This is a genomic window from Winogradskyella psychrotolerans (assembly GCF_018860565.1).
Taxonomy (GTDB): Bacteria; Bacteroidota; Bacteroidia; order Flavobacteriales; family Flavobacteriaceae; genus Winogradskyella; species Winogradskyella damuponensis.
Genome location: NZ_JAHKPS010000004.1, coordinates 64,988 through 88,347, shown reverse-complemented (window position 1 = coordinate 88,347; position 23,360 = coordinate 64,988). Strand labels below are relative to the sequence as shown.

The window sequence follows — 23,360 nt, the reverse complement described above, 5'->3', positions numbered from 1 at the left end:
TAATTAATGGCAACGTGTTATATCAACACAATAATAGTAATTTATCATGTAAATATTCGGGATAACAGCAGTTTTTTGTAATTGTTATCCTTTGTTTTATTTATGATATCTAAAGTCTTTTTAGTTGTTTTATGATTTGCGCATAGCTAATTATATGTTGAAAATGTTTTCAGATTACTAGGTTTAATCGAAGTACTAATTAATTGTATTCAACAAAAAAAAGATGTTTTATGGTATGAAATTATTTTTTATATTGCATATAAATATTTGTATAACTAGTGAACATAAAACTGAACACGTTTTTGAACACGATTCTACATAATAATAGCGTGAAACCCCAGTAAAATGGTTTCAAAAAAGGAGGTCTTGGGGCTCATAACCCGAAGGTCACAGGTTCGAGTCCTGTTCCCGCTACTAAGTAAGACAAGGCTTTCGAGAAATCGGAAGCCTTTTTTATTTGCCTTCTTTTTTATGATTCTATCATAATGCAATCTCTAATAGCATCAATAATTAATTGTATTGCATCAATTAAGAATAGAGAATACTCATAATTTTACCATAAAGAAAGTTAGATGACTAACTGTTTTTAAGACTTTTTTTAAATGAATGTTTAATCAATAAATTGAAAATTATGAAAATTAGAAATTTAAAAATAACGATGGCATTGATGTTTGTAACTGTATTTGCATTTGCTCAAAATAAAGATGATAAACGTGTTATGAAAGATGCCGAGAAAGCAATCTCAACGTTAAAGAATTCAGATGTTGGATTAGAGAAATTTTTTAGCAATTCTTCAGGCTATGTTGTGTTTCCAAATATAGGAGAAGGTGCTTTAATTATAGGTGCAGCTTCGGGTAACGGTGTTGTTTATGAAGACAAAATGCCTATAGGAATGGCTGATATGAAAAAACTAGACATTGGTTTACAAGCAGGCGGCGAAGCCTATATACAAGTTGTGTTCTTTGAAACAGAAGAGGCCTTAAATGCATTTAAGCAAGGAAACTTTGAGTTTTCTGCCGAAGTAAAAGCGGTAATAGTAGATAAAGGAGCTAGTAAAAATGTCAATTATAATGATGGGGTTGTCATTTTTGCAAAATCAAAAGCTGGAGCAATGGCAGATATTTCAATAGGCGGTCAAAAATTTAATTATTCAGAATTTTAGTAGATCAATTAAATCTATATGACAAAGGAAAGCCGGTTATTATAATCGGCTTTTTTTACATTTTAAAAAGTTCAATCTATAGAAATATTTAGTTTCAATCTTTATGTTTTAGTGATTCTGTAAAATAACATAGTGATTTATGTGAATTTTAATATTAAATTTGATTAAAATCAAAATAGAGTAAATATTAACCTAGTGCTATACGATTTATAATGAAATTATTGTTAAAATTCGATTTTACTAAAGTTTGCAATACTGTTTTAAAGCAGAAATTGGAAGCACACCAATTCAATTATCAGCAAACAGCTTTTGGTGAAATAGAATTGATGGATAAAGTATCAGAAGAGCGGTTAAAACTGTTTCATGAAGATATTAATAGTTTCGGAATAGAGGTTGTAGAAGACCCTAAAAAAATCGTTATTCAAAAAATTAAAGATGTCATCGTAGATATGGTCTTTAATGAAAAGGATATAAATGTGAAGACTTCTGTTTATTTGTCTGAGCAACTCGAAGAGAATTACAACTACTTGTCTAATTTGTTTTCTGAAATGACTTATACGTCCATTGAAAATTTTATTATATTACAGAAAATAGAGTACACTAAGATATTATTGACAAATGAAGATCTTTCGCTTACCGAAATAGCATTTAAACTCAACTATTCCAGTGTGGCACATTTAAGTAAACAATTTAAAAATACAACAGGTATTACACCTTCAGCTTTTCAGCGTATTATTGCTAAAAGAAAACAAATAAACTAACCTAACTATAAGTTTGTAGATATGAATAGCGATTATATTAATATAGCTTTGGCTGATGATGATGAGGACGATAGGTTATTTTTTACCGAAGCCTTTGAAGAATTGAAAATTAAAAGTAAAGTTTTACTTTTTAAGGATGGTATAGAATTAATGGAATATTTAAATGATTCCAATAATACCCTTCCTAACTTATTATTTCTAGATCTTAATATGCCAAAAAAATCAGGACTAGAATGTTTAAAAGATATCAAATCGGCTAAACGATTAAGAGGTATGGCCATTGCCATTTACTCTACGTCGGCATCAGAAGAAGATATCGAAAACACCTTTGTTAAAGGTGCCAATGTATATATTAAGAAGCCTAATGATTTTGAAAAACTTAAAAAAGTACTTTCAGAAGTCGTAACTACCAATTGGCAATATCATACCAGTGGTTTAAATAAAGACAATTTTTTATTAAGATTATAAGCTATGCCAACACCTTCCAGCAGATACCTAAGAACCGCTTTTGTTGTTGGTCTTTTTGTTATTTTATGTATAGGTGGTTTTACGTATAAACATATTAGTGAGTTATCTCAAACATCAAAAGTTGTTAAAGATAATTACTCGTTAAGAAGTGAGTTAGAGCTTATTATTTCCAACCTAAAAGATGCTGAAATAGGACATAGAGGCTTTTTGCTAACGCATGATTCACTATTTCTTAATCCGTACAATGAGAGTCTACAAAAAATAACCAACAACCTTTCTAGGCTAGATACTCTAATTGTTCCTAATGGTGAGCAGGTAGAAAAACTCAAGGAATTAAAGAGCGATATTGCATCACGCTTTAAGAATTTTGACAAATCGTTTAGTTTAGCAAAGGATGATGCAATACTCTCTCAAGATTTATTATTCTTACTTCATGAAGGTGAAATTAAGATGGACAGAATCCGTGCAGATATCACCGAAATGTTAGAATTAGAGCAGCGTTTATTAATACACAATCAAGAGATTAATGAAGAGAAAATAGGTTTAACACCCTTGTTGTTTTATGGCCTATTAATAGTAACATTAGTTATTCTTTTACTAGCTTATTTTAAGATGACTAAGGATTTAAAAGTTCTAAAAGAGAATAATGTTGAATTAGAAATTTTTGAAAAATTAACCAAACAATCTGAGATTGTGAGTAATACCAGTACTTGGGTTTGGTATATTGAAGAAAATGAATTTGAGTTTTCAGATAATTTATATCGTCTAGTAGGTGAAGAGCCACAAAGTTTTGAACCAACTTTAGAAAATTTTTATAAATACGTACACGAAGAAGATATCAACCATTTAGGACAGCAAGTTAATATGATGATGCGCGAAGAAGAATTGCCTTTTACGACGTATCGCGTAGTACACAAAGATGGGACCATTAGGCATCTAAAGGCTTATTCTAAACTTATGGATGATACTGAAGGTGATAAAAAAATGTTTGGTGTTACCATTGATATTACAAGTGAAGTTGAAAACTACAGAATTATAGAGCAGCGTAATCAAGAGTTAGAACGTACCAATAAAGAACTGTCTGCGTTTAATTATGTTGCGAGTCATGATTTGCAAGAGCCTTTAAGAAAAATCCAGACTTTTATGTCACGACTAGAGGCTAAAGAAAAGGATCGTATTTCTGAAAGTGGACAACTCTATATTCAAAGAATGAAGTCTGCATCTGCGCGAATGCGTATGCTTATCGAAGATTTATTGCAATATTCCAGAACAAACACATCAGAAAAGGAATATTTAAAAACAAATATGAATATGCTCTTAGAGCATGCTAAGACAGAGCTTTTAGATAGTATTGAAGAGAAACAAGCTAAAATTATTTGTGATGATTTACCAACAATGGAGGTCATTTCGTTTCAAATTCAACAATTGTTTATCAACTTAATAAGCAATTCGTTAAAGTATAGTAAAGAAGATGTTCCTCCAATAATAGAAATTACACACGAAGAGGTGCGCTCTAGAGATGTAGAGCAAATAAAGGAATCCTTATATAAGTTTCATCATAAAATTACCTTTAAGGATAATGGTATTGGGTTTGAGCAAACTTATGCCGAAAAGATCTTCTTACTCTTTAATAGGTTGCATGGTAAATCTGAATATTCAGGTACAGGTATTGGTTTAGCCATTTGTAAAAAGATTGTAGAAAACCATAAAGGAGTTATTATTGCAGAGGGCAAACCTAATATTGGTGCCACATTTATAATTTACTTGCCGTTTTTAAAATAATAGACATTATCGTCTGCCTTAAAATAGTATAAACATTTTCTGAAATTGTATAACATGCTCTATTTGTAATTGAGCATATTTGTTATGAGTTTTACTCCTCATTTTTATTAGTGCTTAAACTATTTCTTTTAACCGGTTTATAGCAAATTTCTGTAAAGAGTTGGAGCTCTTAATAAAATCGTTTTTCTACAATGAAGACTTTTCTTTACGTTTTTTTAGTGCTGTTAGTTATCCTTTGGGCGATAGGCTTTTTTGTTTATGCATTATCTGCTGTAATTCACATTGTATTAGTAATAGCTATTATCTTACTTATAGTTGTCAATAGAAATAATTCTAAAGATTAACACAAGCCTTCTTCAAGGTTACTTCAATTTAAACGTTTTTATTTAAATCTACTTTTTTAATTACCCATTCTGCCTGGTTATTCTTCAGTGTATTTGTAAGCATTGGTTTATATGGAGTTGATGGTTGATTTAATAGACCTCTAATTTGTACTTTTTTGTGTTTTGTTTAACACATATTAGAAATGATGTAACAAAAATGAGGAATTGTATAACATAGCAAGCCTAAAGAGGTTGTTACTTTGTCATAAGAAAATTAACCAATCAATTATATCATGAAAATATCATCTAAACATTTACAAAAGCAGTTTGCAAGAGTGGGAAGAATTTTTCCAAAACGCAAATTTGAAGTTGTTTATTCAGAACTAAGGTATTCAAAACTTAATGCCGTAGTAAGCACCAAAGAGACCATTTAAGTTTACAAGAGTTACAATCCTAATGAGTAAGATTAAATAGGATTTATAAAAATTACAGTCTAACCAAAAACAAACACATATGAAAACTATAGAGATTAAAGCAAATAATTTACAATTTATGTTTCACGCTTTAAATAATGAAGTTGGTGGAACTTTTACAACAAACCTAAAAGAGGTTGAGTTAAAAATAGATAATGAGTTAGGTGTAGGCTTAATTAGAGGTATAGAACTAGAAAGAAACACTGTATTCATTGAGTTTGATGTAAAGTTTAAAGAAGACATTAAGTTCGTTGTTGAAAGTTCTAAACGATCAGTAGTTAACTTTTTATATTGTTCAGAAGGAAAATTAAAACATTCTTTTAATAATAATGGGTCTTCAAACACAGTTAAAACATTTCAAACAGGAATTTCTGCTAATATTGAGACCAATGAAAATCATATCAGCTTTTTTAAAGACGTTTATGTAAACTCTACGATTATTTCGGTGAACACCTCTGAAAAGAGCTCAGCGAAGCACCCTATAAATAATATGGTTTCAGAACTTTTTATTTCAGGAAAAACAGCAGATTATAGTTATGTAGGTTCTTATAACTTAAAAATTGCAGAAAACATTAAGCAATTAAAGGCTATAAAGCAAGATGGTGTTGTAAGAACATTATTAATTCAAGGATTAGTGAATTTTGTATTAGCCATGGAGATAGAACAACATTCTTTAGATCTAAAGAGTTTTCAAAATCCAACAGGATCATTAACTGCATTTGAATTAAAGCAAATAAAAGAATTATCGGATTACATTAATAATTTCCCTGAGACTAACCTAAGCGTTACAGAATTAGCAGCGAAGATTTCAATAAGTCCAGCTAAGGTTCAGGAAGGATTCAAATTAATGCATGGTAAGACGCTTAACAGTTTTATAAGATCAGTAAGAGTTAAGAAGTCTGAAGAGCTTATTAAAAACACAGACTTAAACATTTCTGAAATTGTATATTCATTAGGGTTTTCAAGTAGAAGTTACTTCTCTAAAATCTTTAAAGCGCAATACAATTGCTCACCAATAGAGTATAAACAAAACATTAAGTTAGCTGCAACAGCATAATATAGATCAAAAAGAGGTTGTATAAATAGTATTTTAAATATTTATACAACCTCTTTTTTTTGATTTCTTAATCAAAAAATAACTCAAATTTATATTTTTGATTCATGAATGATAATTTTACAAACGAATTTTTCGGAATTGGAATTCAGAATGGGAAAACGCCAGAAAATTTAGGAGTGCTTTGGAGGTCTGCTCAGAATCTAGGAGCAAGTTTTATTTTTACAATAGGCAATCGTTATGCAAAACAAGCTTGTGATACCCATAATGCGGTTAAATCAATGCCTTATTTTCACTACGATACTTTTGAAGATTTCTTTAATAATATCCCTAAAGGAGCAAGACTCGTTGGAGTAGAATTAACAGAAGAAGCTGTGGCTTTAGAAACTTTTAATCATCCTAGACGTTGTGTTTATTTATTAGGTGCAGAAGACCATGGGCTGTCTAAACAGGCTATCGAAAAAAGTCATTTTTTAGTAAAATTTCAATCTCAATTAAGTCTTAATGTGTCTGTTGCAGGCAGTATTGTGATGTACGATAGAGGCATTAATAAACCCAGAATATAACATCAGGATAATATGATATATAAAAAAACCTTGAATTTTTAATTCAAGGTTTTTTTTTGATATATATTCTGAAATGGTTTAGCCATTCATAGAAACCAAAAACTCTTCATTGTTTCTAGTTTGTTTGAAACGATCGTTAATGAATTCCATAGCTTCTACTGGATTCATGTCTGCTAAATATTTGCGCATAACCCACATACGTTGAATAGTAGTTGCATCTAATAAAATATCATCACGTCTTGTACTAGATGATGTTAAATCTATTGCAGGAAAAATACGACGGTTAGAAATCTTACGGTCTAACTGTAATTCCATATTACCTGTTCCTTTAAATTCTTCAAAGATAACTTCGTCCATTTTAGAACCTGTTTCTGTAAGCGCTGTTGCAATAATGGTTAAAGAACCACCATTTTCAATGTTACGAGCAGCACCAAAGAAACGCTTTGGTTTGTGTAAAGCATTCGCATCAACACCACCAGAAAGAATTTTTCCAGATGCAGGTTGAACAGAGTTATAAGCTCTAGCTAAACGTGTAATAGAATCTAAAAGAATAACAACATCATGCCCGCATTCTACCAATCGTTTTGCTTTTTCTAAAACGATGTTTGCAATTTTTACATGTTCATGTGCTTCTTTATCAAAGGTTGAAGCAATGACTTCGCCACGTACATTACGTTGCATATCTGTAACTTCTTCAGGACGTTCATCAATTAATAAAATCATTTGATAAACCTCAGGATGATTCGCTGCAATAGCATTGGCAACATCCTTTAATAACATGGTTTTACCTGTCTTTGGTTGCGATACAATCATACCACGTTGCCCTTTTCCAATTGGAGCAAATAAATCCATGATACGTGTAGAAATTGTTGCTTGCTTTTCGGCAATATTAAATTTCTCTTGAGGAAATAATGGTGTTAAATGTTCAAAAGCAACTCTGTCTCTTACAACATTAGGGTTTTGACCATTAATTTTACTTACCTTAATTAATGGGAAATATTTTTCACCTTCTTTTGGCGGTCTAACATTACCTAAAACAGTATCTCCTACTTTTAAACCAAATAATCTAATTTGAGATTGAGAGACATAAATATCATCTGGAGACGATAGGTAGTTGTAATCCGAAGATCTTAAAAAACCATAACCGTCTTGCATAATATCTAAAACACCTTCACTTTCAATAATCGCATCAAACTCAAAGTCTGGTTCACGATAGCGATTTCTGCTATCTTTATTACCGTTATTTTTATTACCATCTTTAGAACGTGGTTGCCTGTTGTCCTTGTTGTTTTGTGAACGTCTGTTGTCGTCTTTACGAGGGTTAGGTTTCTTTTGTTCTTGAGGTTTGTTATGAGCCTTTTCGTTAGTAGGTTTGTCAGTACTAGATTTATCTTCTCTAGGTTTGTTTTCTTGAGGTTTGCGCTCTTGTGTCTTACGTTCTTGGGGCTTGCGTGGCTGAGGTTTGCGCTCTGGAGGTGTTGCTTTAGTTTCTTCTTTATCATCAGAAAATTCTAGCGTTTTTTGTTCTTTAGCTTTTGGCGGAGCTTTTTGAACTCTAGCACGCTTTTGTGGCAGCTTACTTGGTTTAGGTTCAGCTTTAGCTTCTGTTTCCACTTTAGCTTTAACAGCAGCAGGATTGGCTGCTTGATAATCTAAAATTTGATAAACTAAGTCTAATTTTTTTTGTGTACGGTATTTTGGTACGTTTAGTTGTTTTGCTATCTCCTGTAATTCAGGAAGTTTTTTAGCTTTTAACTGAGAAATTTCAAACATTCGTATGTTGTATATGTATTATAATTTTGATATTATTAATTCAATATTTTCTAAATGAAATAAAAAGAAAAAAAGTGAGATTAATTTGGAAGATTAGAATGATGCAACTCAGTACGTTACTTCTTTCTATTGCAATAATACAATTTTATTTTAAAACAATTTCTATCTTTTTAAAAAATAAACTGCTAATTTTGCAGAACTTTTTTAATAAAAGATATGATTCAACGCATACAAACCTTATATTTATTTTTAGCTGCTGTTATCTCAGCAGGTTTAATATTTGTGTTTCATTTGTGGACAGATAATTCAGGAGCAAAAGTATTTGCGATAGATAATTATACTTATCTAGGTTTATTTTTGGGTTCTGCATTATTATCTGTATTTTCGATTTTTAGATTTAAAAACAGGAAATCCCAATTTGTTTTGGGACGACTCAATATAGTATTAAACTTTGTTTTACTAGGAATCTTTGTATATCAATCTCTAAATTTATCTGGAGAAATTAACGTTTCTGAGAAAGGTATTGGGATTCTTCTTCCTATTTTTTCTATTGTGTGTTTAGTCTTGGCTAACAAGGCTATTAAAAAGGATGAAGATCTCGTAAAATCTGTAGATCGATTACGATAGACCTAAAATCTTAGTAGTATTAGTGTGAAAAACCCAAACGCTGCCGTTTGGGTTTTTTTTGTTTTCTTAAAAGAATTTATGTGTTTTAGAAAATTTTATAATTTAGCTGAGGGCTGTAAAGGTTAACAATTAATAAATTATATAAATGAGAAAACAAGTGTTTTTACATGTATTGGGTGCTTTGCTTTTAAGTTTTTTGCTGTATAAATTGGCTGCGTTTACTATAGTTACTTCAATCTTCATTGGTGTAGGTACGGCAGGTTTAGGGTTGTTATATGCTATGAATAATCGTAAAAATAATTTGGACTAAACGTATTCATGATGCTTTTGTTTTTTAATAGTTAAGAATTAAACTCAATGACTTCCAAATCTTTAATTGTTTTTCCTTCAATTTTAAACCTTAGCATGGTTCTTACTTTATGAAAACCATGTTTGCCTACAGCGCCAGGATTCATGTGTAATAAATCTAGTTTTTTATCTGGCATCACTTTTAGAATATGAGAATGTCCTGTGATAAAAATATCTGGTGGATTTGCCGTTAATGCTTCTTTTACACGGTTATTGTATTTTGGAGGATAACCACCAATATGAGTTATCCATATACTCATGTCTTCACACATAAATTTGTTGTGAAGAGGAAATTCTGTTCGTGCTTTAGCATCATCAATATTGCCATAAACGGCTCGTAAGGGTTTTAAGCTCTTAATTTTATCGGTAACTTGTAAATCACCAATATCTCCAGCATGCCAAACTTCATCAGCCTGCTTTACGTGTTTAAGAATGGCCTCGTCTATGTAACTATGAGTGTCTGATAAAAGGAGTATTTTTTTCATATTTATTTTTAGAGAAATCGCTAAACTATAACTTTATATTTTAGGATTTCTTTAGCAACTAAAACAGTAACTTTGCACTTTAACAAAAGTAAGATTTCTATTGCGATTTTTTATTGAACTATCATATAATGGTAAAGCCTATCATGGATGGCAAAATCAGCCTAACGCTATTTCTGTACAAGAAGTTGTAGAAAAGGCACTTTCTACTATACTGAAAACCGAAATAGCTATAATGGGAGCTGGTAGAACAGATGCAGGTGTTCATGCGTCACAAATGTTTGCACATTTTGATTTTGAAGGCGACTTTAAAACTATTGATATAGTTTATAAACTGAATTCTTTTTTACCCAAAGATATTGCTGTGATTTCTGTGTTTGAAGTTAAGCCCGAAATACACGCTAGGTTTTATGCCGTAAGTAGAACGTATCATTATAAAATATCGACATCAAAAAATGTGTTTGATTACGATTTTGCTTACCAAGTTCAACAACCTTTAGATGTTGAAGCTATGAACGAGGCTTGCAAAATATTATTTCAGTATAAAGATTTTCAATGTTTTTCTAAAAGTAATACTGAAGTAAAAACGTATAATTGCGATATAAAAGAAGCTTTTTGGACCCAACACTCTAATCAGCTCATATTTACAATTACTGCAGACCGATTTTTAAGGAACATGGTAAGAGCCGTCGTTGGGACGATGGTAAATATTGGTTTAGGTAAACTGAAATCTGAAGATTTGCATAAAATTATTGCATCAAAGAATAGAAGTGAAGCTGGATTTTCAGTTCCTGCTCATGGATTGTATTTGGTTAAAATAGTTTATCCTGAAACAATTAAATTAGAGAGTTAATAAATTAAATTTCCGTTGTAACGGAAAAGATACCGAAACAAGTTCGGCATAAAATGGCAGAAAAAGGAAAAAAAATATTTGATATATCGTTGTTTACACGATTGTTGCACTACATAAAACCCTATCGTACAGTTTTTGTTATTTCCTTATTTTGTGTAATAGGTTTGGCATTGTTTGGTGCATTTAGACCTTATGTGTTAAGGGAAGCTATTGATGTTAAAATTGCGAATAAAGAATACAACGGTTTTGTACTATACATGCTTATCATGCTAGCTTTATTGGTGCTTGAGGTTGTTTCTCAATTACTGTTTATTTATTATGCGAGTTGGTTAGGGCAATCTGTGGTTAGAGATATACGTGTGAAGTTATTTAAGCACATGCTCAAATTTAAAATGACGTACTTCGATAAATCTTCAGTTGGTGTTTTAATTACAAGAGCTGTTACAGATATGGAGCGTATTGCCGATATCTTTGGACAAGGGCTGTTTATGATTTTTAGTGATGTCTTAAAAATGCTAGTGGTTGCTGGTTTTATGGCATTTATAAATATAAAGTTGAGCCTTATTGTATTTATAACAATGCCTATTGTTTTATTTGCGACTAAGATTTTTCAAAAATATATGAAACGTGCATTTGAAGATGTGCGAACAGAGGTTTCTAACCTAAATTCATTTGTTCAAGAGCGTGTAACTGGTATGAAAATCTTACAGTTATTTACACGTGAAGATACGGAATACAAAAATTTCAAGAAGATTAATGAGCGTCACAAAAAAGGGTGGTTAAAAACGGTTTGGTATAATTCTATTTTCTTTCCAATTGCAGAATTTTTAGCATCATTAACTATGGCAATGGTTATTTTAGTTGGTGGCTTTGATGCTATTTCTGAAAACCCTGACACAACATTAGGGGATTTAATTTCCTTTACTATGTTTATTCCTATGTTGTTTAGACCTTTAAATCAAATAGCCAATAAATTCAACACGCTACAAATGGGAATGGTGGCTGCAGATCGTGTCTTTAAAGTTTTAGATACTACGTCTAATATTGACGATTCTGGAACTATTGAAGCTAATCACTTTAAAGGTAATATTTCGTTTAAAAATGTGCGATTCTCTTATATTAAAGAGGAAGAGGTTCTCAAAGGAATATCGTTTCATGTAGAAGCAGGAGAAACTGTAGCTATTGTAGGTGCAACAGGTGCAGGAAAATCTACAATTATAAATTTACTGAATCGGTTTTACGATATCAATTCAGGAACTATTGAAGTTGACGATACAGATATTAAAAATATGACTTTAAGTTCTCTTCGAAGTCAAATAGCTGTTGTATTGCAAGATGTATTCTTATTTGCAGATACAATTCTGAATAATATTACATTAAATAACGATGCGATTACAGAAGAGGATGTTGTTAATGCAGCAAAAGCAATAGGCATTCATGAGTTTATTTCTAGTTTACCTGATGGTTATCATTATAATGTAAAAGAACGTGGTGTAATGTTGTCTTCTGGTCAACGTCAATTAATTTCTTTCTTAAGAGCTTATGTAACCAATCCTAGTATTTTAATTTTAGATGAAGCAACATCTTCTGTAGATTCATATTCCGAACAATTAATACAAGATGCTACAGATAAAATAACTAAAGGAAGAACGTCTATTGTTATTGCTCATAGATTGGCAACGATACAGCAAGCTGATAAAATAATAGTTATGGAAGCTGGAGAAATTGTTGAAATTGGGACACATAAAACGCTTTTAGAAAAAGAAACAGGATATTATAAAAATCTTTACGAAGTGCAGTTTTTAAAAGCTGAAGAGGTTTAGTAAAAGACCCTTATTTTGGGGCAAAATCTTCAAGATTAACAACGCCTGTAATCAGCATTATTACAAATACTAAAATTGAAACACCAATATAGGTCACAAAAAATAGTATAAAAAACAGCATAGATTTTATAATTAAACTTCCTAATGATAGTTTAAATAGTCGTTTTAAAATATAGCAATGATATAAAAACATTAGCGGCCATAATAGAAGGCTAAAGAGCATGTAATTGCTTGGCGTAAGGAGTAATGCGATTTGTGCTATAAAAAACATCAGTACCATTAAAAAAGACATGGAGTATAAGTAAACTATAGCATGCTCAGTGAGATTGTATTTTTTATCTATAAAAACAATCCATGAAATAATTGCCGATATTGGAATAAATGCAACATAAATTAAGGAATTGTACTCTAAACCAAAACTAAATGATGAGTCAAACGCATTTTGTGAAAAGTTAATGTCGCCAAAAAAACCAGAAAAGTCTAAATGCTGCATATAAAATTTCTTCAATAAAAATATTGAAAGTCCAGTTAAGGTTAATGCCAATCCAAAGAAACTAATAGGGTTAACATATTTTTTTCGTACACCATTTATATAGCTAACTATTACGTCTTCAGGTTGTTTAAATAGTTGAATAAACGTTTGGAGTAATTTATTATCGTAGTTAAAGAAGGTTTCGCTAATATGCTCAAAAAGATTACGAAGTGTCAATCGGTTTCTAATCACTTTAGCACCGCAACTTTTACAATAGTCATCGTGTTCTTCAAGCGTTATATGACAGTTTTTACAATTCAATTATGTGCCATTATTGCGATAATAATACCTAAGATAAAGAAAATAAGTCCTACAATAGAGAATGATATAAAATAGGTAATCATTACAAAAATAAATCGTGTAAATGCTTCCCAAAAAGGTCCTTTAAATATGCGTTTGAGAACGTAGAAAAAGTAAACAAAATTTGGTATGGCAATAATGCTATAAACAATTAGATAGTCTAATCCGAATACTAAAAACAAAATTGTTAAAACAGCCGAAATAATAATGACTTGGGCAGAGTAGTATAGGTTAATCACTAAATGTTCTGTAAAATTATAGCGTCTTTCACCTAGTAGATAATAACCTAACCATGTGCCTAAAGCAGAAAAAGGTACAGAAATGATATACATAAGACCTTGATATTTAGTGAAAATATCGAAATTAAAATCTGCAAAAGGATTTTTTGTTTGTGATGTAGCAGAATTAAAACCTTCCATAAATGCTGATCCAAAATCTAAAGCTTCTTTAAAAAAGGTGGTCATTAAAAAGACCTGAATTCCGGCTAAAGTTAAGGCAATCGCAAAATATTGAAGTACATCTATATATTTTTTTCGAGTACCTTCAATATAGCCTATAATTACGGTTTCAGGTTGTTTAAAAAGATCAATAAATGTGCGTAGGAATTTATTATCAATGGAAATAAATTGTTCGTTTATTTGTTGAGCCAATACTTTTGGCTTTAGGCGATTATGAATAATTTTTGCACCACACTCATCACAAAATTTTTGTGATGCTCTAAGCGTGTTATTACAATTTTTACAATTCATTAACCTAAATCTTGCTTAATTTTTTCTCTAAGTTCATCTGTATTTTTAAACATTTCGAACTCGCCATTTTTAATATAAGAAATCTGTCCTGTTTCTTCACTTACACAAAGTGCTAAAGCATCTGTTTTTTCTGTAATACCAATGGCAGCTCTGTGTCGTAACCCAAAACGTTCTGGAATGTTTTTTTCATTATTCACAGGAAGAATAACTCGTGTTGCTTTTACAATGTTTTTGTCTATTATTATAGCGCCATCATGAAGCGGACTATTTTTAAAAAAGATACTTTCTATAATAGGTTGTGAGACTAAGATGTTCATTTCGTCTCCTGTATCTGTTAGAAAATCTAAATTATTGTTACGTTCAATAACGATTAAAGCTCCTGTGTTTGTAGTCCCCATTTTGTTGCAAGCATTTATTATTGCGTCAACATCTGTTGAGGTTTGATCGTCGTTTTTAAGAAACTTAAAGTTTTTAAAAAGATTTCGTTTGCCACCAATATTAGTAGAGCCAACCATTAGAAGAAATTTTCTAATTTCTGGTTGAAACACAACGATTAATGCAATAATACCAACTTTCATAAATCCATCGAAAATGCTATAAAGCATCTGCATGTTGAGGAAGTCTGTTAATCTCCAAGCAAAATAAATGACAAGGATACCAATAAAGATATTGATGGCAACGGTGCCTTTTACAAGCTTGTAGATGTAATAGAGTAGAATAGCTACGAGGAAGACATCCACGAAGTCTATAAATCTAAAATCCCAAAGTTGTAAATTTTCCAAATGGCTAGTGTTTCTGCTAATTTAGTAATTTATGTTTAGTAGAAAAGAAAATGCGTCTCTAATAATTAAGCCCTTTTCGATTTTAATAAAGTTAAAAGGAGTATGTTTTTAGTATATAAATTCGTTGTTGGTAATTATAATTTTTTCAGATTTAATTTTTGATAATTTTGATTTTACTGAAATGTAATCTTGAAAGCTCATACGTTCATCAAAATAAAGATCAATAGCATAGCCTTTTATTACCATGTCTTCAGAAATTGAAGTACTAAGAGCTAATAATTCTATATAAGATTGGAGTTCTTGTTGAATCTTATCTTTATTGTTATTAGTTATGTCTAATGGTATTTCTAAAAAAGTACTTGTTGAGGTTTGGTTGTTTTTTAATTTTTCTGCTACGAGATCCTGTAGATTTATAGAGGTGTCTATTGGTTCAGAAAACTCGTAGAAAACATCTGTAAATTCTAAAAATCCCAAATTGCCAATACTCGTATCATTACAAGTAAAATAATTTTTAGCATCTTCATTTTTATGCATTTCGGCATTTCGCTTTTTGTCTTGTATAAATTTTATATGCGGAATGGCTTGTTTTAATGTTAATCGTTTATCTACATTAACTAGCCAATTTGTAGAGATAATCAGATTTTTTCGATTTAATAAAGTCGAATCAGCTTGTGTTTCATCATAAAAAATATAAGCAGGTGATACATCTAAAACTTCTGTAACTTCCGCTTGTTCAATTTCCGGTAAGTGTAAAACACGTTCGTTGCTACAGCTAAAACATGTTAAAATAATAAGTAAGTATATATAGCGCATGGGTTAATTAGATTGCAATTGGTTATAAAGGGTAATACATTCTGAAGCTTCTTTTACATCGTGTACACGTAAAATTTTTGCTCCTTTTTGCAAAGCAACCATGTGTAAAGCAGTGGTACCGTTAAGAGCATTTTCTGAAGTTGAATTTAATGTTTTGTAAATCATAGATTTTCGAGAGACTCCAGCTAGAATAGGTTGGTCTATTAGTTGTAGTAATTCTAGTGTATTGAGCAATTCAAAGTTTTGTTCTGTGGTTTTTGCAAACCCAAAACCTGGGTCTATAATAAGGTCGTTTATTTTTGCTTTGTGAGCTTCTGCAATTCTGTCTGCAAAATAAGAGATAATTTCTTTTGTTAGGTCATTATACTGAGTGTGCTGTTGCATGGTCCTAGGAGTTCCTCTCATGTGCATCATAATATATGGTACAGCTAATTTTCCTACCGTTGTAAGCATATTGTTATCTAGTTTTCCGGCAGAAATATCATTAATTAGGGCCGCACCAGCTTCAATACTCTTTTTCGCAACGTGACTTCTAAAGGTGTCAACAGAAATTAAAGTTTCAGGGAAATCTTTTAAGATTAATTCAATAATAGGTATGACACGGTTTAATTCTTCAGTTTCACTAACATCATCAGCATTTGGGCGAGAGCTGTAACCACCAATATCAATAAAAGTAGCTCCATGGCTTAGCATGGTTTCAACTTGATTTAAAATAGCAGTTTTGTTATTATATCTTCCGCCGTCAAAAAACGAATCTGGTGTAACATTAAGAATACCCATCACTTTAGGTGTGGATAAATCTATGAGTTTGCCTTTACAGTTAATATTCATAATTTAATCTAAAAAAAACGTTAAGAAAACTTTAAACCTCAAATCTTGAACTTCTAATTTATTTATGCGAAATTTACGGAAATTTTACGCGATAATCGAGATTAATATATAGGGCATGGCTTTATATTTGAATCGTTTTTAATCCAAGAGTTTATTCTTTCGGAACCTTAATTTATAGCAATGCAAGATACTTCAAAACAATATGATGCCGTAATTGCCAAATGTAGAGCTCTTTATGTAAATAAAATGAGTGATTATGGTAGTGCATGGAGAATTTTAAGATTACCATCATTAACCGATCAAATTTTTATAAAAGCCCAGCGTATAAGAGGGCTGCAGCAAAACGAAGTTAGAAAAGTAGATGAAGGCGAAGTTAGTGAGTTTATAGGCATAATTAATTATTGTGCTATGGCTCTAATTCAGATAGAAAAGGGAGTTGTAGAACAACCCGATTTAAGTACAGAAGAAGCTACTAAACTTTACGATGAAAAAATTGCCATAACAAAGCAATTAATGTTAGATAAAAATCACGATTATGGTGAAGCTTGGCGCGATATGCGTGTAAGCTCATTAACAGATTTAATTTTACAGAAATTATTACGTGTAAAACAGATTGAAGATAATGCCGGAAAAACAATTGTTAGTGAAGGGATTGATGCGAATTATCAAGATATGATAAATTATGCAGTTTTTGCTTTAATTCATTTAAACGAAGGTAATTAACTTGTTGTTCCTGTAAAGACAGGAATCTATTAAAATAAGCATATATTTAATGTCACTTAGACGACTCTTAGTGGACAAAAGGAATACAATAAGCATATGAAATACATAATAAACCTTAGCAGAATATTCACCGGAATATTATTCATTATCTCTGGATTTATAAAACTGAATGATCCACTCGGATTTTCATACAAACTTGAAGAATACTTTGGCTCAGATGTTTTAAATATTGAATTTTTAATTCCTTATGCTTTAGGGATTTCTGTTATTGTCGTAGTGTTTGAGGTTGTTTTAGGTGTTTTTCTATTAATAGGCTATAAACCAAAATTTACGGTGTGGAGTTTATTATTAATGATTATCTTTTTTACATTTTTAACTTTTTATTCTGCTTATTTCGACAAAGTAAAAGATTGTGGTTGCTTTGGTGATGCTTTAAAACTAACACCATGGGAAAGTTTTACTAAAGATGTGATTCTGTTAGTGCTTGTTTTAATTCTATTTGTAGGTATAAAACACATTAAACCTATTTTTACAAAATTGCCAACAACTATAATTGCTCTATTAAGTTTTGTATTGTCACTTTGGTTTGGTTATCACGTTTTAATGCATTTACCATCAATAGATTTTAGAGCTTATGCGATTGGTAAAAATTTACCGGAACAAATGGTGACTCCAGAAGGTGCACCAAAAGCAATTACAGAATATACATGGACATTTAATGTTAATGGCGAAGAGCAACAATTTGTAACCAATGGAAGTTATCCAAAAGTAGACGGTGAGTATGTAGGTGTAGAAACTAAAGTTATTGATGAAGGTTATGTGCCTCCAATTCAGGATTTATCTATAGAATCTGATGATGAAGATTTAACCCAATATTTCTTAGAAAAAGAAAAGTTAATAATGATTACGATGTATAATGTTACTAAAGGTGAAGCTGAAGGTGTAGCAAAGTTAAAATCGTTTACAGACGAAGCGATGAAAAAAGGGTATACTGTAATTGGTTTAACATCTTCTGGCTCTGCAGATAAAGCACAGCTAAAAAAAGATTACAATCTTAATTTTGAATTTTACTTATGTGACGAGAAAGTTGTAAAAACTATTGTTAGGGCAAACCCAGGAGTCATTATTTTAAATAGTGGAACAGTGGTAAACAAGGCACATTGGAATGATATTGAAGCTATTGAATTGTAGTTTGTAACCTTTGTGTGGTTAATAATATTAACGTGAATTTGAGATTGGTGTTAAATGCTAACTAAAATAATTTTTGAAAAACTTTAGATATTCTTTGTGTAATAGTTTTCAATAGTTAGATTTTGAAATTAAAAAAAGAATCTGTTTTTGATAAAGTATTTATTTCATAAAATTGGCTACGCATGTATCACCTTAATTGGCGTTATAACTGTCATTTTCTTTTTATTTACAATTTTACCTGGCGATCCTGCTAAGATGATGTTAGGTCAAAATCAAACGGCAGAACAAGTACAAGCGGTAAAACAAAAATATGGCTTTGATAAACCTATAGGAACCCAGTTTTTATATTATTTAAATGATTTGTCGCCCATTTCATTTCATTCAAATACACCAAAAGATTATACTTATTTGAGTCCTAATAAATATACTGCAACAACGCTTTTTACATTAGGTAATACAACTACGGTTGTAAAAACACCTTATTTAAGAGAATCTTTTACCAAGCAAGGCAAAAAAGTAACTCAAGTAATTGGGGAAACTATTCCAAATACGTTTGTTTTAGCAATTTCAGCTATTGTTATTGCGATTATTTTAGGTGTTGTTTTTGGTATCATTTCAGCATTGTACAAAGATACTTGGATCGATAAGTCCATTCAAATATTAAGCACATTTGGTATGAGTGTGCCATCATTTTTTAGCGCTATTTTGTTCGCTTGGTTGTTTGGTTTTGTACTACATAAGTACACCAATTTAGAGATGACAGGAAGCTTGTACGAACTTGATGATTTTGGTGAGAAAATGACCATTAAATGGAAAAATTTAATACTTCCAGCCATTGTTTTAGGAATTAGGCCATTGGCCGTAGTGATTCAGTTGATGCGGAATTCATTATTAGAAGTCTTAAATCAAGATTATATTAGAACAGCAAGAGCTAAAGGTTTAAGTGAGTTTCAGGTTATAAAAAATCATGCAGTTAAAAATGCGTTAAATCCTGTAGTTACAGCTATTTCAGGTTGGTTTGCGTCTATGTTGGCAGGAGCTGTTTTTGTAGAGTACATTTTTGGATGGAATGGTTTAGGTAAAGAAATTGTAAATGCATTAAATACTTTAGATTTACCTGTAATAATGGGAGCTGTTTTAGTGATAGCCATCATTTTTATAACTATTAATATTTTTGTAGATATTATTTATGCTTGGTTAGATCCTAGAGTAAAGTTATCTTAATGAAATACTGATAATTGTCAATTTACTTTCACCTTTATTGTGTTATTTTTGTGCATTAAAATTAAAAAATCAATTCACTTATATTATGAGAAAACATATTGTAGCCGGAAACTGGAAAATGAATAATGATTTACCTCAAACAGAACTGTTAATAACAGATTTGTTAAAGCAAAATCAAACATCAGATGCTGAGGTAATGATTGCACCAACGTTTACAAATTTATGGCAAGCGTTTGAATCTTTACGCCAAGAACCTATAGAGGTTATTGCTCAGAATATGCATTTTGCAGAAAACGGAGCTTACACAGGTGAGGTTAGTGCTAGTATGTTAAAGAGTATCGGAATTAAAACCGTAATTCTTGGGCATAGTGAACGTAGAGCATATTACAACGAAACGGATGAATCATTAGCTAAAAAAGTAGACGCGGCTTTAGCAAATGATATGCGCGTTATTTTCTGTTTTGGAGAAGAATTAGCAGATAGAAAAGCCGGAAATGAAGAAGCTGTTGTTGAGGGGCAAATTAAAAACGCATTGTTTCATTTAGGTGCAGATGCTTTTAAAAGCATTGTTTTAGCTTACGAACCCGTTTGGGCCATTGGAACAGGTGAAACAGCGAGTCCAGAGCAAGCTCAAGATATGCATGCTTTCGTTAGAAAAACTTTGGCAGATAAATATGGAAATGACGTTGCAGATTCTGTTTCAATATTATATGGCGGAAGTGTAAAACCAGCAAATGCTAAAGAGATTTTTTCTAAACCAGATGTTGATGGTGGATTAATTGGTGGTGCAGCGCTTAAAGCAGAAGACTTTTATGCAATTGTAAACGCCTTCTAAATATCGTTTACTACGACTCATAATAAAAGGCCTTAAATAATGGAATACACTCCGTTATTTAAGGACTTTTTTTTGCGTTTAAAGAAACTCTTAAAACTATTGTTATATCAAGAGTTAAATACCAATTTCTACTTGAAATCGTAAATACCAATCATTGGTTTTACTAGAATCAAAATAGTTGAGTTCACTGTTGGTAATTTCTGCTTGTAATTTTAAAGCGTGTTCCCAAATATATTTAGTTATTCCTAAACTGTATTGGTTGGTTTGTGGCGTTAACATTTCAATGTCTTTATGTGGTTCTTGGTAAGAAAAGCGTCCTACAAGCTCATAATTACTTTTAAAAAGGTAACTTAATTGTGTGTCAAAACCACTACCAGCAAAAACAGATCTTGATTCTGAAGCATCATCTGGGTTAATGGTTATGGCATCATCAGTTGTTCTGTTCATATAAGCCGTTTGAAACGCCCAACCATTGTATTTTACAATGGCATCTAAAAATAGGGACTGTATGTCGCGTTTTTCAAATAAATCATCTCCAATAGTACCACGAGTTCTTCGTGCATCATCATTGTAATGATAAACGCCAGAAAGCATTAGTTTAGGTGTTTTTTCGCGTTTTAAATCGCCTTCAAATAATGTTCCGTTACTTTTAAAAACTCCAAAAGGAAACAGTTCTAAACGGCCTGTAAAAGCTAATCCAGTATCAGGTTCTTTGGTCCAATTTCTACCTTCACCAGTACTTATCGCGGTTTTAATGTTGTACGAAAATTTATGTTCTAATTCATTTAAATAATAGACCTGTAGTCCAAAATCTCTATCAATATTAAAGCGGGAATTGTTTATTGAGCGATCTGTAAGCTGTAGAGCACCAGAGGAATTTATACGCTGCCTGTTTCCTGGGAGTTTGGTTTGTCCAAAACCAATATTCCAATGCTCATCAGGTCTGTAAAATACAATTGCATCTCTAATTATATTAAGGTTGTCGCCGTCTTCAATTGCTCCTACATCATTTGGAGAGAATGATAATTGAATGACATAAATTATGCTAGGATCCCCAACATAACCATCAAAACGTAAACGTAGACGTCTAATCATGGCTTCGTATCCATTATCTTCATCGTCGTTATTTAAATAAGTAAATCGGTTTTGCATTCTAAAACGAATATTTAATTTAAAAATACTGTCAGGAGAGGTAATGCCTAAACCTTTACCATAACTATAATAAGGTAGTGCAGATAGTTTTATATCATTATTGTCTTGGGCAATAGATATTTGAGAAAAAACCAAAAAAAGAATAGCAACAATATATTTGTTCATAATATTTTAATTTGCAACAAAAGTAATAGTAACTAAATTAATGATTAGTAAATTTGCAAAAAAAAGAAATAAATGTCTGAAATATATTTAGGTTATACATTTAAGGTAAGTCCTTTACAACCTGCAGTTGAGATTTTAATAGCAGAATTAGGTTATGCTGGTTTTGAAAGTTTTGTAGAATCCGAAGACGGGGTTACGGCTTACATTCAAAAAGAGGAGTGGAGTGAAACTATTTTAGACGATGTTTACGTTTTAAAATCAGATGAGTTTGAAATCTCTTATACTTCAGAGGAAATAGAGCAAACGAATTGGAACGAAGAATGGGAAAAGAATTTTAACCCAATTATAGTTGATGATGTATGCTCTGTTAGAGCACCTTTTCATGACAAACCAAACACAAAATACGATTTAATTATTGAGCCTAAAATGAGTTTTGGTACAGGGCATCATGAAACGACTCATATGATGATTCAGCATATCTTGAAAAATGATTTTAAGAATAAGACTGTTTTAGATATGGGTTGCGGAACTGGTGTTTTGGCAATCTTAGCAGAAAAAGTAGGAGCAACTAAACTCGATGCTATTGATATTGATAATTGGTGCTATTTGAATAGTTTAGAAAATGTCAATCGAAATAATTGTAAGCATATTTCGGTTTATGAAGGTGATGTAGCTTTATTAGAAGGAAAACAATACGATAGTATCATTGCTAATATTAACAGGAATATTTTGTTAGCAGATATAGCAAGTTATGCTAAGTGTTTAAATCCTAACGGAACACTATTTTTAAGTGGTTTTTACCAAGAAGATATTCCAATAATTGAAGCAGAATGCAATAAGCAGATGTTAAAATTGGAGGAAACTATACAAAAAGGGCAGTGGGTTTCGTTAAAATTTATAAATTAGTAGTAATTAAAAATAGAGCCTGTCACATTGAGTACTCTAGAAGCACTTAAAAAGATATCCACTATGACAAAAGAAAAACATGCCGTAGAGCTACTTCTAAAAGAAGAAGAATTAAAACAAAATGAAATCGTATTGTTTAATGATGATGTAAATACATTTGACCATGTTATTGACACCCTTATTTACGCTTGCGATCATATGCCAGAACAAGCAGAACAATGTGCTTTGTTAGTGCATTATAAAGGAAAGTGTACTGTAAAAACAGGCTCTTATGAAGATTTAGAGCCACGATGTTCCAAGCTTTTACAAGCAGGACTCAGTGCTGAAATAGTTTAATAAAAAATCCCACTTCAAAGTGGGATTTTTTATTTGTAATGTAGAATTATTGATTTTATTTAGATATTCTGCCTACAGCGCAACTCACAAAAGATTTCGCTTTTTTAGGTAAAGAGTTTGCATCTCCTAGAATGGGATAACCTAGATGAGATAATTTATTTTTTACAGCTTCTATGTCGTTTTCTGTTGACGCAAGAAAGCTTACTTCGTCTGTGTCATTATCTACAACAACTTCAGAAATACCGTCGAGTTTAGATAACTGTGTTACTATAGTATTAGCACAGCCACCACATTTTAAGTTTTGTATTTTAAGTGTGTTTTTCATA

At 31.2% G+C, this 23,360-nt stretch carries 26 protein-coding genes; 17 read left to right on the top strand and 9 right to left on the bottom strand.

Going from position 1 to position 23,360, the window contains the following annotated elements:
• The first annotated feature begins 631 nt into the window (after nucleotides 1–631).
• The 8 genes from KO504_RS01615 to KO504_RS01580 all read left to right on the top strand — a co-directional run bounded on the left by KO504_RS01615 (nucleotide 632) and on the right by KO504_RS01580 (nucleotide 6,589).
• Nucleotides 632–1,162, top strand: coding sequence for a YSC84-related protein (locus KO504_RS01615; RefSeq protein WP_215924590.1), 531 nt, complete (start codon nucleotides 632–634; stop codon nucleotides 1,160–1,162).
• A gap of 212 nt (nucleotides 1,163–1,374) precedes the next feature.
• Entirely contained in the window at nucleotides 1,375–1,923 is a 549-nt protein-coding gene (locus KO504_RS01610; protein ID WP_215924589.1) for a helix-turn-helix domain-containing protein, read from the top strand.
• Between the two features lie 21 nt (nucleotides 1,924–1,944).
• Nucleotides 1,945–2,391, top strand: coding sequence for a response regulator (locus KO504_RS01605; RefSeq protein WP_215924588.1), 447 nt, complete (start codon nucleotides 1,945–1,947; stop codon nucleotides 2,389–2,391).
• A gap of 3 nt (nucleotides 2,392–2,394) precedes the next feature.
• Nucleotides 2,395–4,173, top strand: a complete 1,779-nt coding sequence (locus KO504_RS01600; protein WP_215924587.1) for a CHASE3 domain-containing protein — start codon at nucleotides 2,395–2,397, stop codon at nucleotides 4,171–4,173.
• A 191-nt stretch (nucleotides 4,174–4,364) separates the two neighbouring features.
• Nucleotides 4,365–4,517, top strand: a complete 153-nt coding sequence (locus tag KO504_RS01595; RefSeq protein ID WP_215924586.1) for a lmo0937 family membrane protein — start codon at nucleotides 4,365–4,367, stop codon at nucleotides 4,515–4,517.
• 272 nt (nucleotides 4,518–4,789) lie between these two features.
• Nucleotides 4,790–4,930: a hypothetical protein gene (locus tag KO504_RS01590; protein WP_215924585.1), complete on the top strand. Its 141-nt coding sequence runs from the start codon at nucleotides 4,790–4,792 to the stop codon at nucleotides 4,928–4,930.
• Nucleotides 4,931–5,009: 79 nt separating this feature from the next.
• Nucleotides 5,010–6,026: a helix-turn-helix domain-containing protein gene (locus KO504_RS01585; protein ID WP_215924584.1), complete on the top strand. Its 1,017-nt coding sequence runs from the start codon at nucleotides 5,010–5,012 to the stop codon at nucleotides 6,024–6,026.
• Nucleotides 6,027–6,130: 104 nt separating this feature from the next.
• Entirely contained in the window at nucleotides 6,131–6,589 is a 459-nt protein-coding gene (locus KO504_RS01580; protein WP_215924583.1) for an RNA methyltransferase, read from the top strand.
• A gap of 78 nt (nucleotides 6,590–6,667) precedes the next feature.
• On the opposite strand, the gene rho is transcribed toward KO504_RS01580, so the two are convergent.
• On the bottom strand, nucleotides 6,668–8,362 hold the full coding sequence (gene rho / locus KO504_RS01575) for a transcription termination factor Rho (RefSeq protein ID WP_215924582.1): 1,695 nt from the start codon (nucleotides 8,360–8,362) through the stop codon (nucleotides 6,668–6,670).
• Between the two features lie 216 nt (nucleotides 8,363–8,578).
• Here rho and KO504_RS01570 point away from each other — a divergent pair, with 216 nt between their 5' ends.
• Nucleotides 8,579–8,989, top strand: coding sequence for a DUF4293 domain-containing protein (locus KO504_RS01570; protein WP_215924581.1), 411 nt, complete (start codon nucleotides 8,579–8,581; stop codon nucleotides 8,987–8,989).
• 341 nt (nucleotides 8,990–9,330) lie between these two features.
• Here the strand turns inward: KO504_RS01570 and KO504_RS01565 are convergent, their stop codons facing one another.
• Nucleotides 9,331–9,822: a metallophosphoesterase family protein gene (locus KO504_RS01565; protein ID WP_215924580.1), complete on the bottom strand. Its 492-nt coding sequence runs from the start codon at nucleotides 9,820–9,822 to the stop codon at nucleotides 9,331–9,333.
• A 100-nt stretch (nucleotides 9,823–9,922) separates the two neighbouring features.
• Between KO504_RS01565 and truA the strand changes: the two genes are divergently transcribed.
• Both truA and KO504_RS01555 read left to right on the top strand, forming a co-directional pair.
• Nucleotides 9,923–10,672: a tRNA pseudouridine(38-40) synthase TruA gene (truA, locus tag KO504_RS01560; RefSeq protein ID WP_215924579.1), complete on the top strand. Its 750-nt coding sequence runs from the start codon at nucleotides 9,923–9,925 to the stop codon at nucleotides 10,670–10,672.
• 53 nt (nucleotides 10,673–10,725) lie between these two features.
• The gene (locus KO504_RS01555; RefSeq protein ID WP_215924578.1) at nucleotides 10,726–12,495 is read left to right on the top strand and encodes an ABC transporter ATP-binding protein; all 1,770 of its coding nucleotides are present in this window, start codon (nucleotides 10,726–10,728) and stop codon (nucleotides 12,493–12,495) included.
• A 10-nt stretch (nucleotides 12,496–12,505) separates the two neighbouring features.
• On the opposite strand, the gene KO504_RS01550 is transcribed toward KO504_RS01555, so the two are convergent.
• The 5 genes from KO504_RS01550 to folP form a co-directional block, all read right to left on the bottom strand.
• On the bottom strand, nucleotides 12,506–13,288 hold the full coding sequence (locus KO504_RS01550; protein WP_215924577.1) for a DUF3667 domain-containing protein: 783 nt from the start codon (nucleotides 13,286–13,288) through the stop codon (nucleotides 12,506–12,508).
• On the bottom strand, nucleotides 13,285–14,076 hold the full coding sequence (locus tag KO504_RS01545; RefSeq protein ID WP_215924576.1) for a DUF3667 domain-containing protein: 792 nt from the start codon (nucleotides 14,074–14,076) through the stop codon (nucleotides 13,285–13,287). Before KO504_RS01545 ends, KO504_RS01550 begins: the two co-directional genes overlap by 4 nt.
• The gene (gene cdaA / locus KO504_RS01540) at nucleotides 14,076–14,858 is read right to left on the bottom strand and encodes a diadenylate cyclase CdaA (protein ID WP_215924575.1); all 783 of its coding nucleotides are present in this window, start codon (nucleotides 14,856–14,858) and stop codon (nucleotides 14,076–14,078) included. The genes KO504_RS01545 and cdaA overlap by 1 nt, the downstream gene beginning before the upstream one ends.
• A 108-nt stretch (nucleotides 14,859–14,966) precedes the next feature.
• On the bottom strand, nucleotides 14,967–15,671 hold the full coding sequence (locus KO504_RS01535; RefSeq protein WP_215924574.1) for a hypothetical protein: 705 nt from the start codon (nucleotides 15,669–15,671) through the stop codon (nucleotides 14,967–14,969).
• A 3-nt stretch (nucleotides 15,672–15,674) separates the two neighbouring features.
• Nucleotides 15,675–16,502, bottom strand: a complete 828-nt coding sequence (gene folP / locus KO504_RS01530) for a dihydropteroate synthase (protein WP_215924573.1) — start codon at nucleotides 16,500–16,502, stop codon at nucleotides 15,675–15,677.
• A 180-nt stretch (nucleotides 16,503–16,682) separates the two neighbouring features.
• Here folP and KO504_RS01525 point away from each other — a divergent pair, with 180 nt between their 5' ends.
• From KO504_RS01525 to tpiA, 4 genes are all read left to right on the top strand, one after another.
• Complete coding sequence (locus KO504_RS01525; RefSeq protein ID WP_215924572.1) at nucleotides 16,683–17,225, top strand: DUF1599 domain-containing protein; 543 nt, start codon at nucleotides 16,683–16,685, stop codon at nucleotides 17,223–17,225.
• A 96-nt stretch (nucleotides 17,226–17,321) separates the two neighbouring features.
• On the top strand, nucleotides 17,322–18,416 hold the full coding sequence (locus KO504_RS01520; RefSeq protein WP_215924571.1) for a BT_3928 family protein: 1,095 nt from the start codon (nucleotides 17,322–17,324) through the stop codon (nucleotides 18,414–18,416).
• A 147-nt stretch (nucleotides 18,417–18,563) separates the two neighbouring features.
• Nucleotides 18,564–19,640 (top strand): ABC transporter permease, encoded by a 1,077-nt coding sequence (locus KO504_RS01515; protein WP_215924570.1) that lies wholly within the window; start codon nucleotides 18,564–18,566, stop codon nucleotides 19,638–19,640.
• An 85-nt stretch (nucleotides 19,641–19,725) separates the two neighbouring features.
• Nucleotides 19,726–20,475 (top strand): triose-phosphate isomerase, encoded by a 750-nt coding sequence (gene tpiA / locus KO504_RS01510; protein WP_215924569.1) that lies wholly within the window; start codon nucleotides 19,726–19,728, stop codon nucleotides 20,473–20,475.
• A 114-nt stretch (nucleotides 20,476–20,589) separates the two neighbouring features.
• On the opposite strand, the gene KO504_RS01505 is transcribed toward tpiA, so the two are convergent.
• A complete protein-coding gene (locus tag KO504_RS01505) occupies nucleotides 20,590–21,792 on the bottom strand; it encodes a porin (RefSeq protein WP_215924568.1) in 1,203 nt (400 codons plus the stop codon).
• A gap of 72 nt (nucleotides 21,793–21,864) precedes the next feature.
• On the opposite strand from KO504_RS01505, the gene prmA reads away from it, so the two are divergent.
• Entirely contained in the window at nucleotides 21,865–22,698 is an 834-nt protein-coding gene (gene prmA / locus KO504_RS01500) for a 50S ribosomal protein L11 methyltransferase (RefSeq protein WP_215924567.1), read from the top strand.
• Between the two features lie 63 nt (nucleotides 22,699–22,761).
• Nucleotides 22,762–23,034, top strand: coding sequence for an ATP-dependent Clp protease adaptor ClpS (locus KO504_RS01495; RefSeq protein WP_215924566.1), 273 nt, complete (start codon nucleotides 22,762–22,764; stop codon nucleotides 23,032–23,034).
• 55 nt (nucleotides 23,035–23,089) lie between these two features.
• Here KO504_RS01495 and KO504_RS01490 read toward each other — a convergent pair whose 3' ends face one another.
• Nucleotides 23,090–23,359 carry a heavy-metal-associated domain-containing protein gene (locus KO504_RS01490; protein WP_215924565.1) on the bottom strand — a complete coding sequence of 90 codons (270 nt, stop codon included), beginning with the start codon at nucleotides 23,357–23,359 and terminating at the stop codon, nucleotides 23,090–23,092.
• Nucleotide 23,360 lies beyond the last annotated feature (1 nt).

Coding starts and splice junctions, on each gene's coding strand:
- KO504_RS01490 (WP_215924565.1), bottom strand. CDS start 23,359: ATGAAAAACACACTTAAAATACAAAACTTAAAATGTGGTGGCTGTGCT.
- KO504_RS01595 (WP_215924586.1), top strand. CDS start 4,365: ATGAAGACTTTTCTTTACGTTTTTTTAGTGCTGTTAGTTATCCTTTGG.
- KO504_RS01605 (WP_215924588.1), top strand. CDS start 1,945: ATGAATAGCGATTATATTAATATAGCTTTGGCTGATGATGATGAGGAC.
- KO504_RS01580 (WP_215924583.1), top strand. CDS start 6,131: ATGAATGATAATTTTACAAACGAATTTTTCGGAATTGGAATTCAGAAT.
- KO504_RS01600 (WP_215924587.1), top strand. CDS start 2,395: ATGCCAACACCTTCCAGCAGATACCTAAGAACCGCTTTTGTTGTTGGT.
- KO504_RS01585 (WP_215924584.1), top strand. CDS start 5,010: ATGAAAACTATAGAGATTAAAGCAAATAATTTACAATTTATGTTTCAC.
- KO504_RS01570 (WP_215924581.1), top strand. CDS start 8,579: ATGATTCAACGCATACAAACCTTATATTTATTTTTAGCTGCTGTTATC.
- KO504_RS01615 (WP_215924590.1), top strand. CDS start 632: ATGAAAATTAGAAATTTAAAAATAACGATGGCATTGATGTTTGTAACT.
- KO504_RS01610 (WP_215924589.1), top strand. CDS start 1,375: ATGAAATTATTGTTAAAATTCGATTTTACTAAAGTTTGCAATACTGTT.
- prmA (WP_215924567.1), top strand. CDS start 21,865: ATGTCTGAAATATATTTAGGTTATACATTTAAGGTAAGTCCTTTACAA.
- rho (WP_215924582.1), bottom strand. CDS start 8,362: ATGTTTGAAATTTCTCAGTTAAAAGCTAAAAAACTTCCTGAATTACAG.
- KO504_RS01545 (WP_215924576.1), bottom strand. CDS start 14,076: ATGAATTGTAAAAATTGTAATAACACGCTTAGAGCATCACAAAAATTT.
- KO504_RS01505 (WP_215924568.1), bottom strand. CDS start 21,792: ATGAACAAATATATTGTTGCTATTCTTTTTTTGGTTTTTTCTCAAATA.
- tpiA (WP_215924569.1), top strand. CDS start 19,726: ATGAGAAAACATATTGTAGCCGGAAACTGGAAAATGAATAATGATTTA.
- KO504_RS01525 (WP_215924572.1), top strand. CDS start 16,683: ATGCAAGATACTTCAAAACAATATGATGCCGTAATTGCCAAATGTAGA.
- KO504_RS01535 (WP_215924574.1), bottom strand. CDS start 15,671: ATGCGCTATATATACTTACTTATTATTTTAACATGTTTTAGCTGTAGC.
- KO504_RS01565 (WP_215924580.1), bottom strand. CDS start 9,822: ATGAAAAAAATACTCCTTTTATCAGACACTCATAGTTACATAGACGAG.
- KO504_RS01555 (WP_215924578.1), top strand. CDS start 10,726: ATGGCAGAAAAAGGAAAAAAAATATTTGATATATCGTTGTTTACACGA.
- folP (WP_215924573.1), bottom strand. CDS start 16,502: ATGAATATTAACTGTAAAGGCAAACTCATAGATTTATCCACACCTAAA.
- KO504_RS01590 (WP_215924585.1), top strand. CDS start 4,790: ATGAAAATATCATCTAAACATTTACAAAAGCAGTTTGCAAGAGTGGGA.
- KO504_RS01520 (WP_215924571.1), top strand. CDS start 17,322: ATGAAATACATAATAAACCTTAGCAGAATATTCACCGGAATATTATTC.
- KO504_RS01495 (WP_215924566.1), top strand. CDS start 22,762: ATGACAAAAGAAAAACATGCCGTAGAGCTACTTCTAAAAGAAGAAGAA.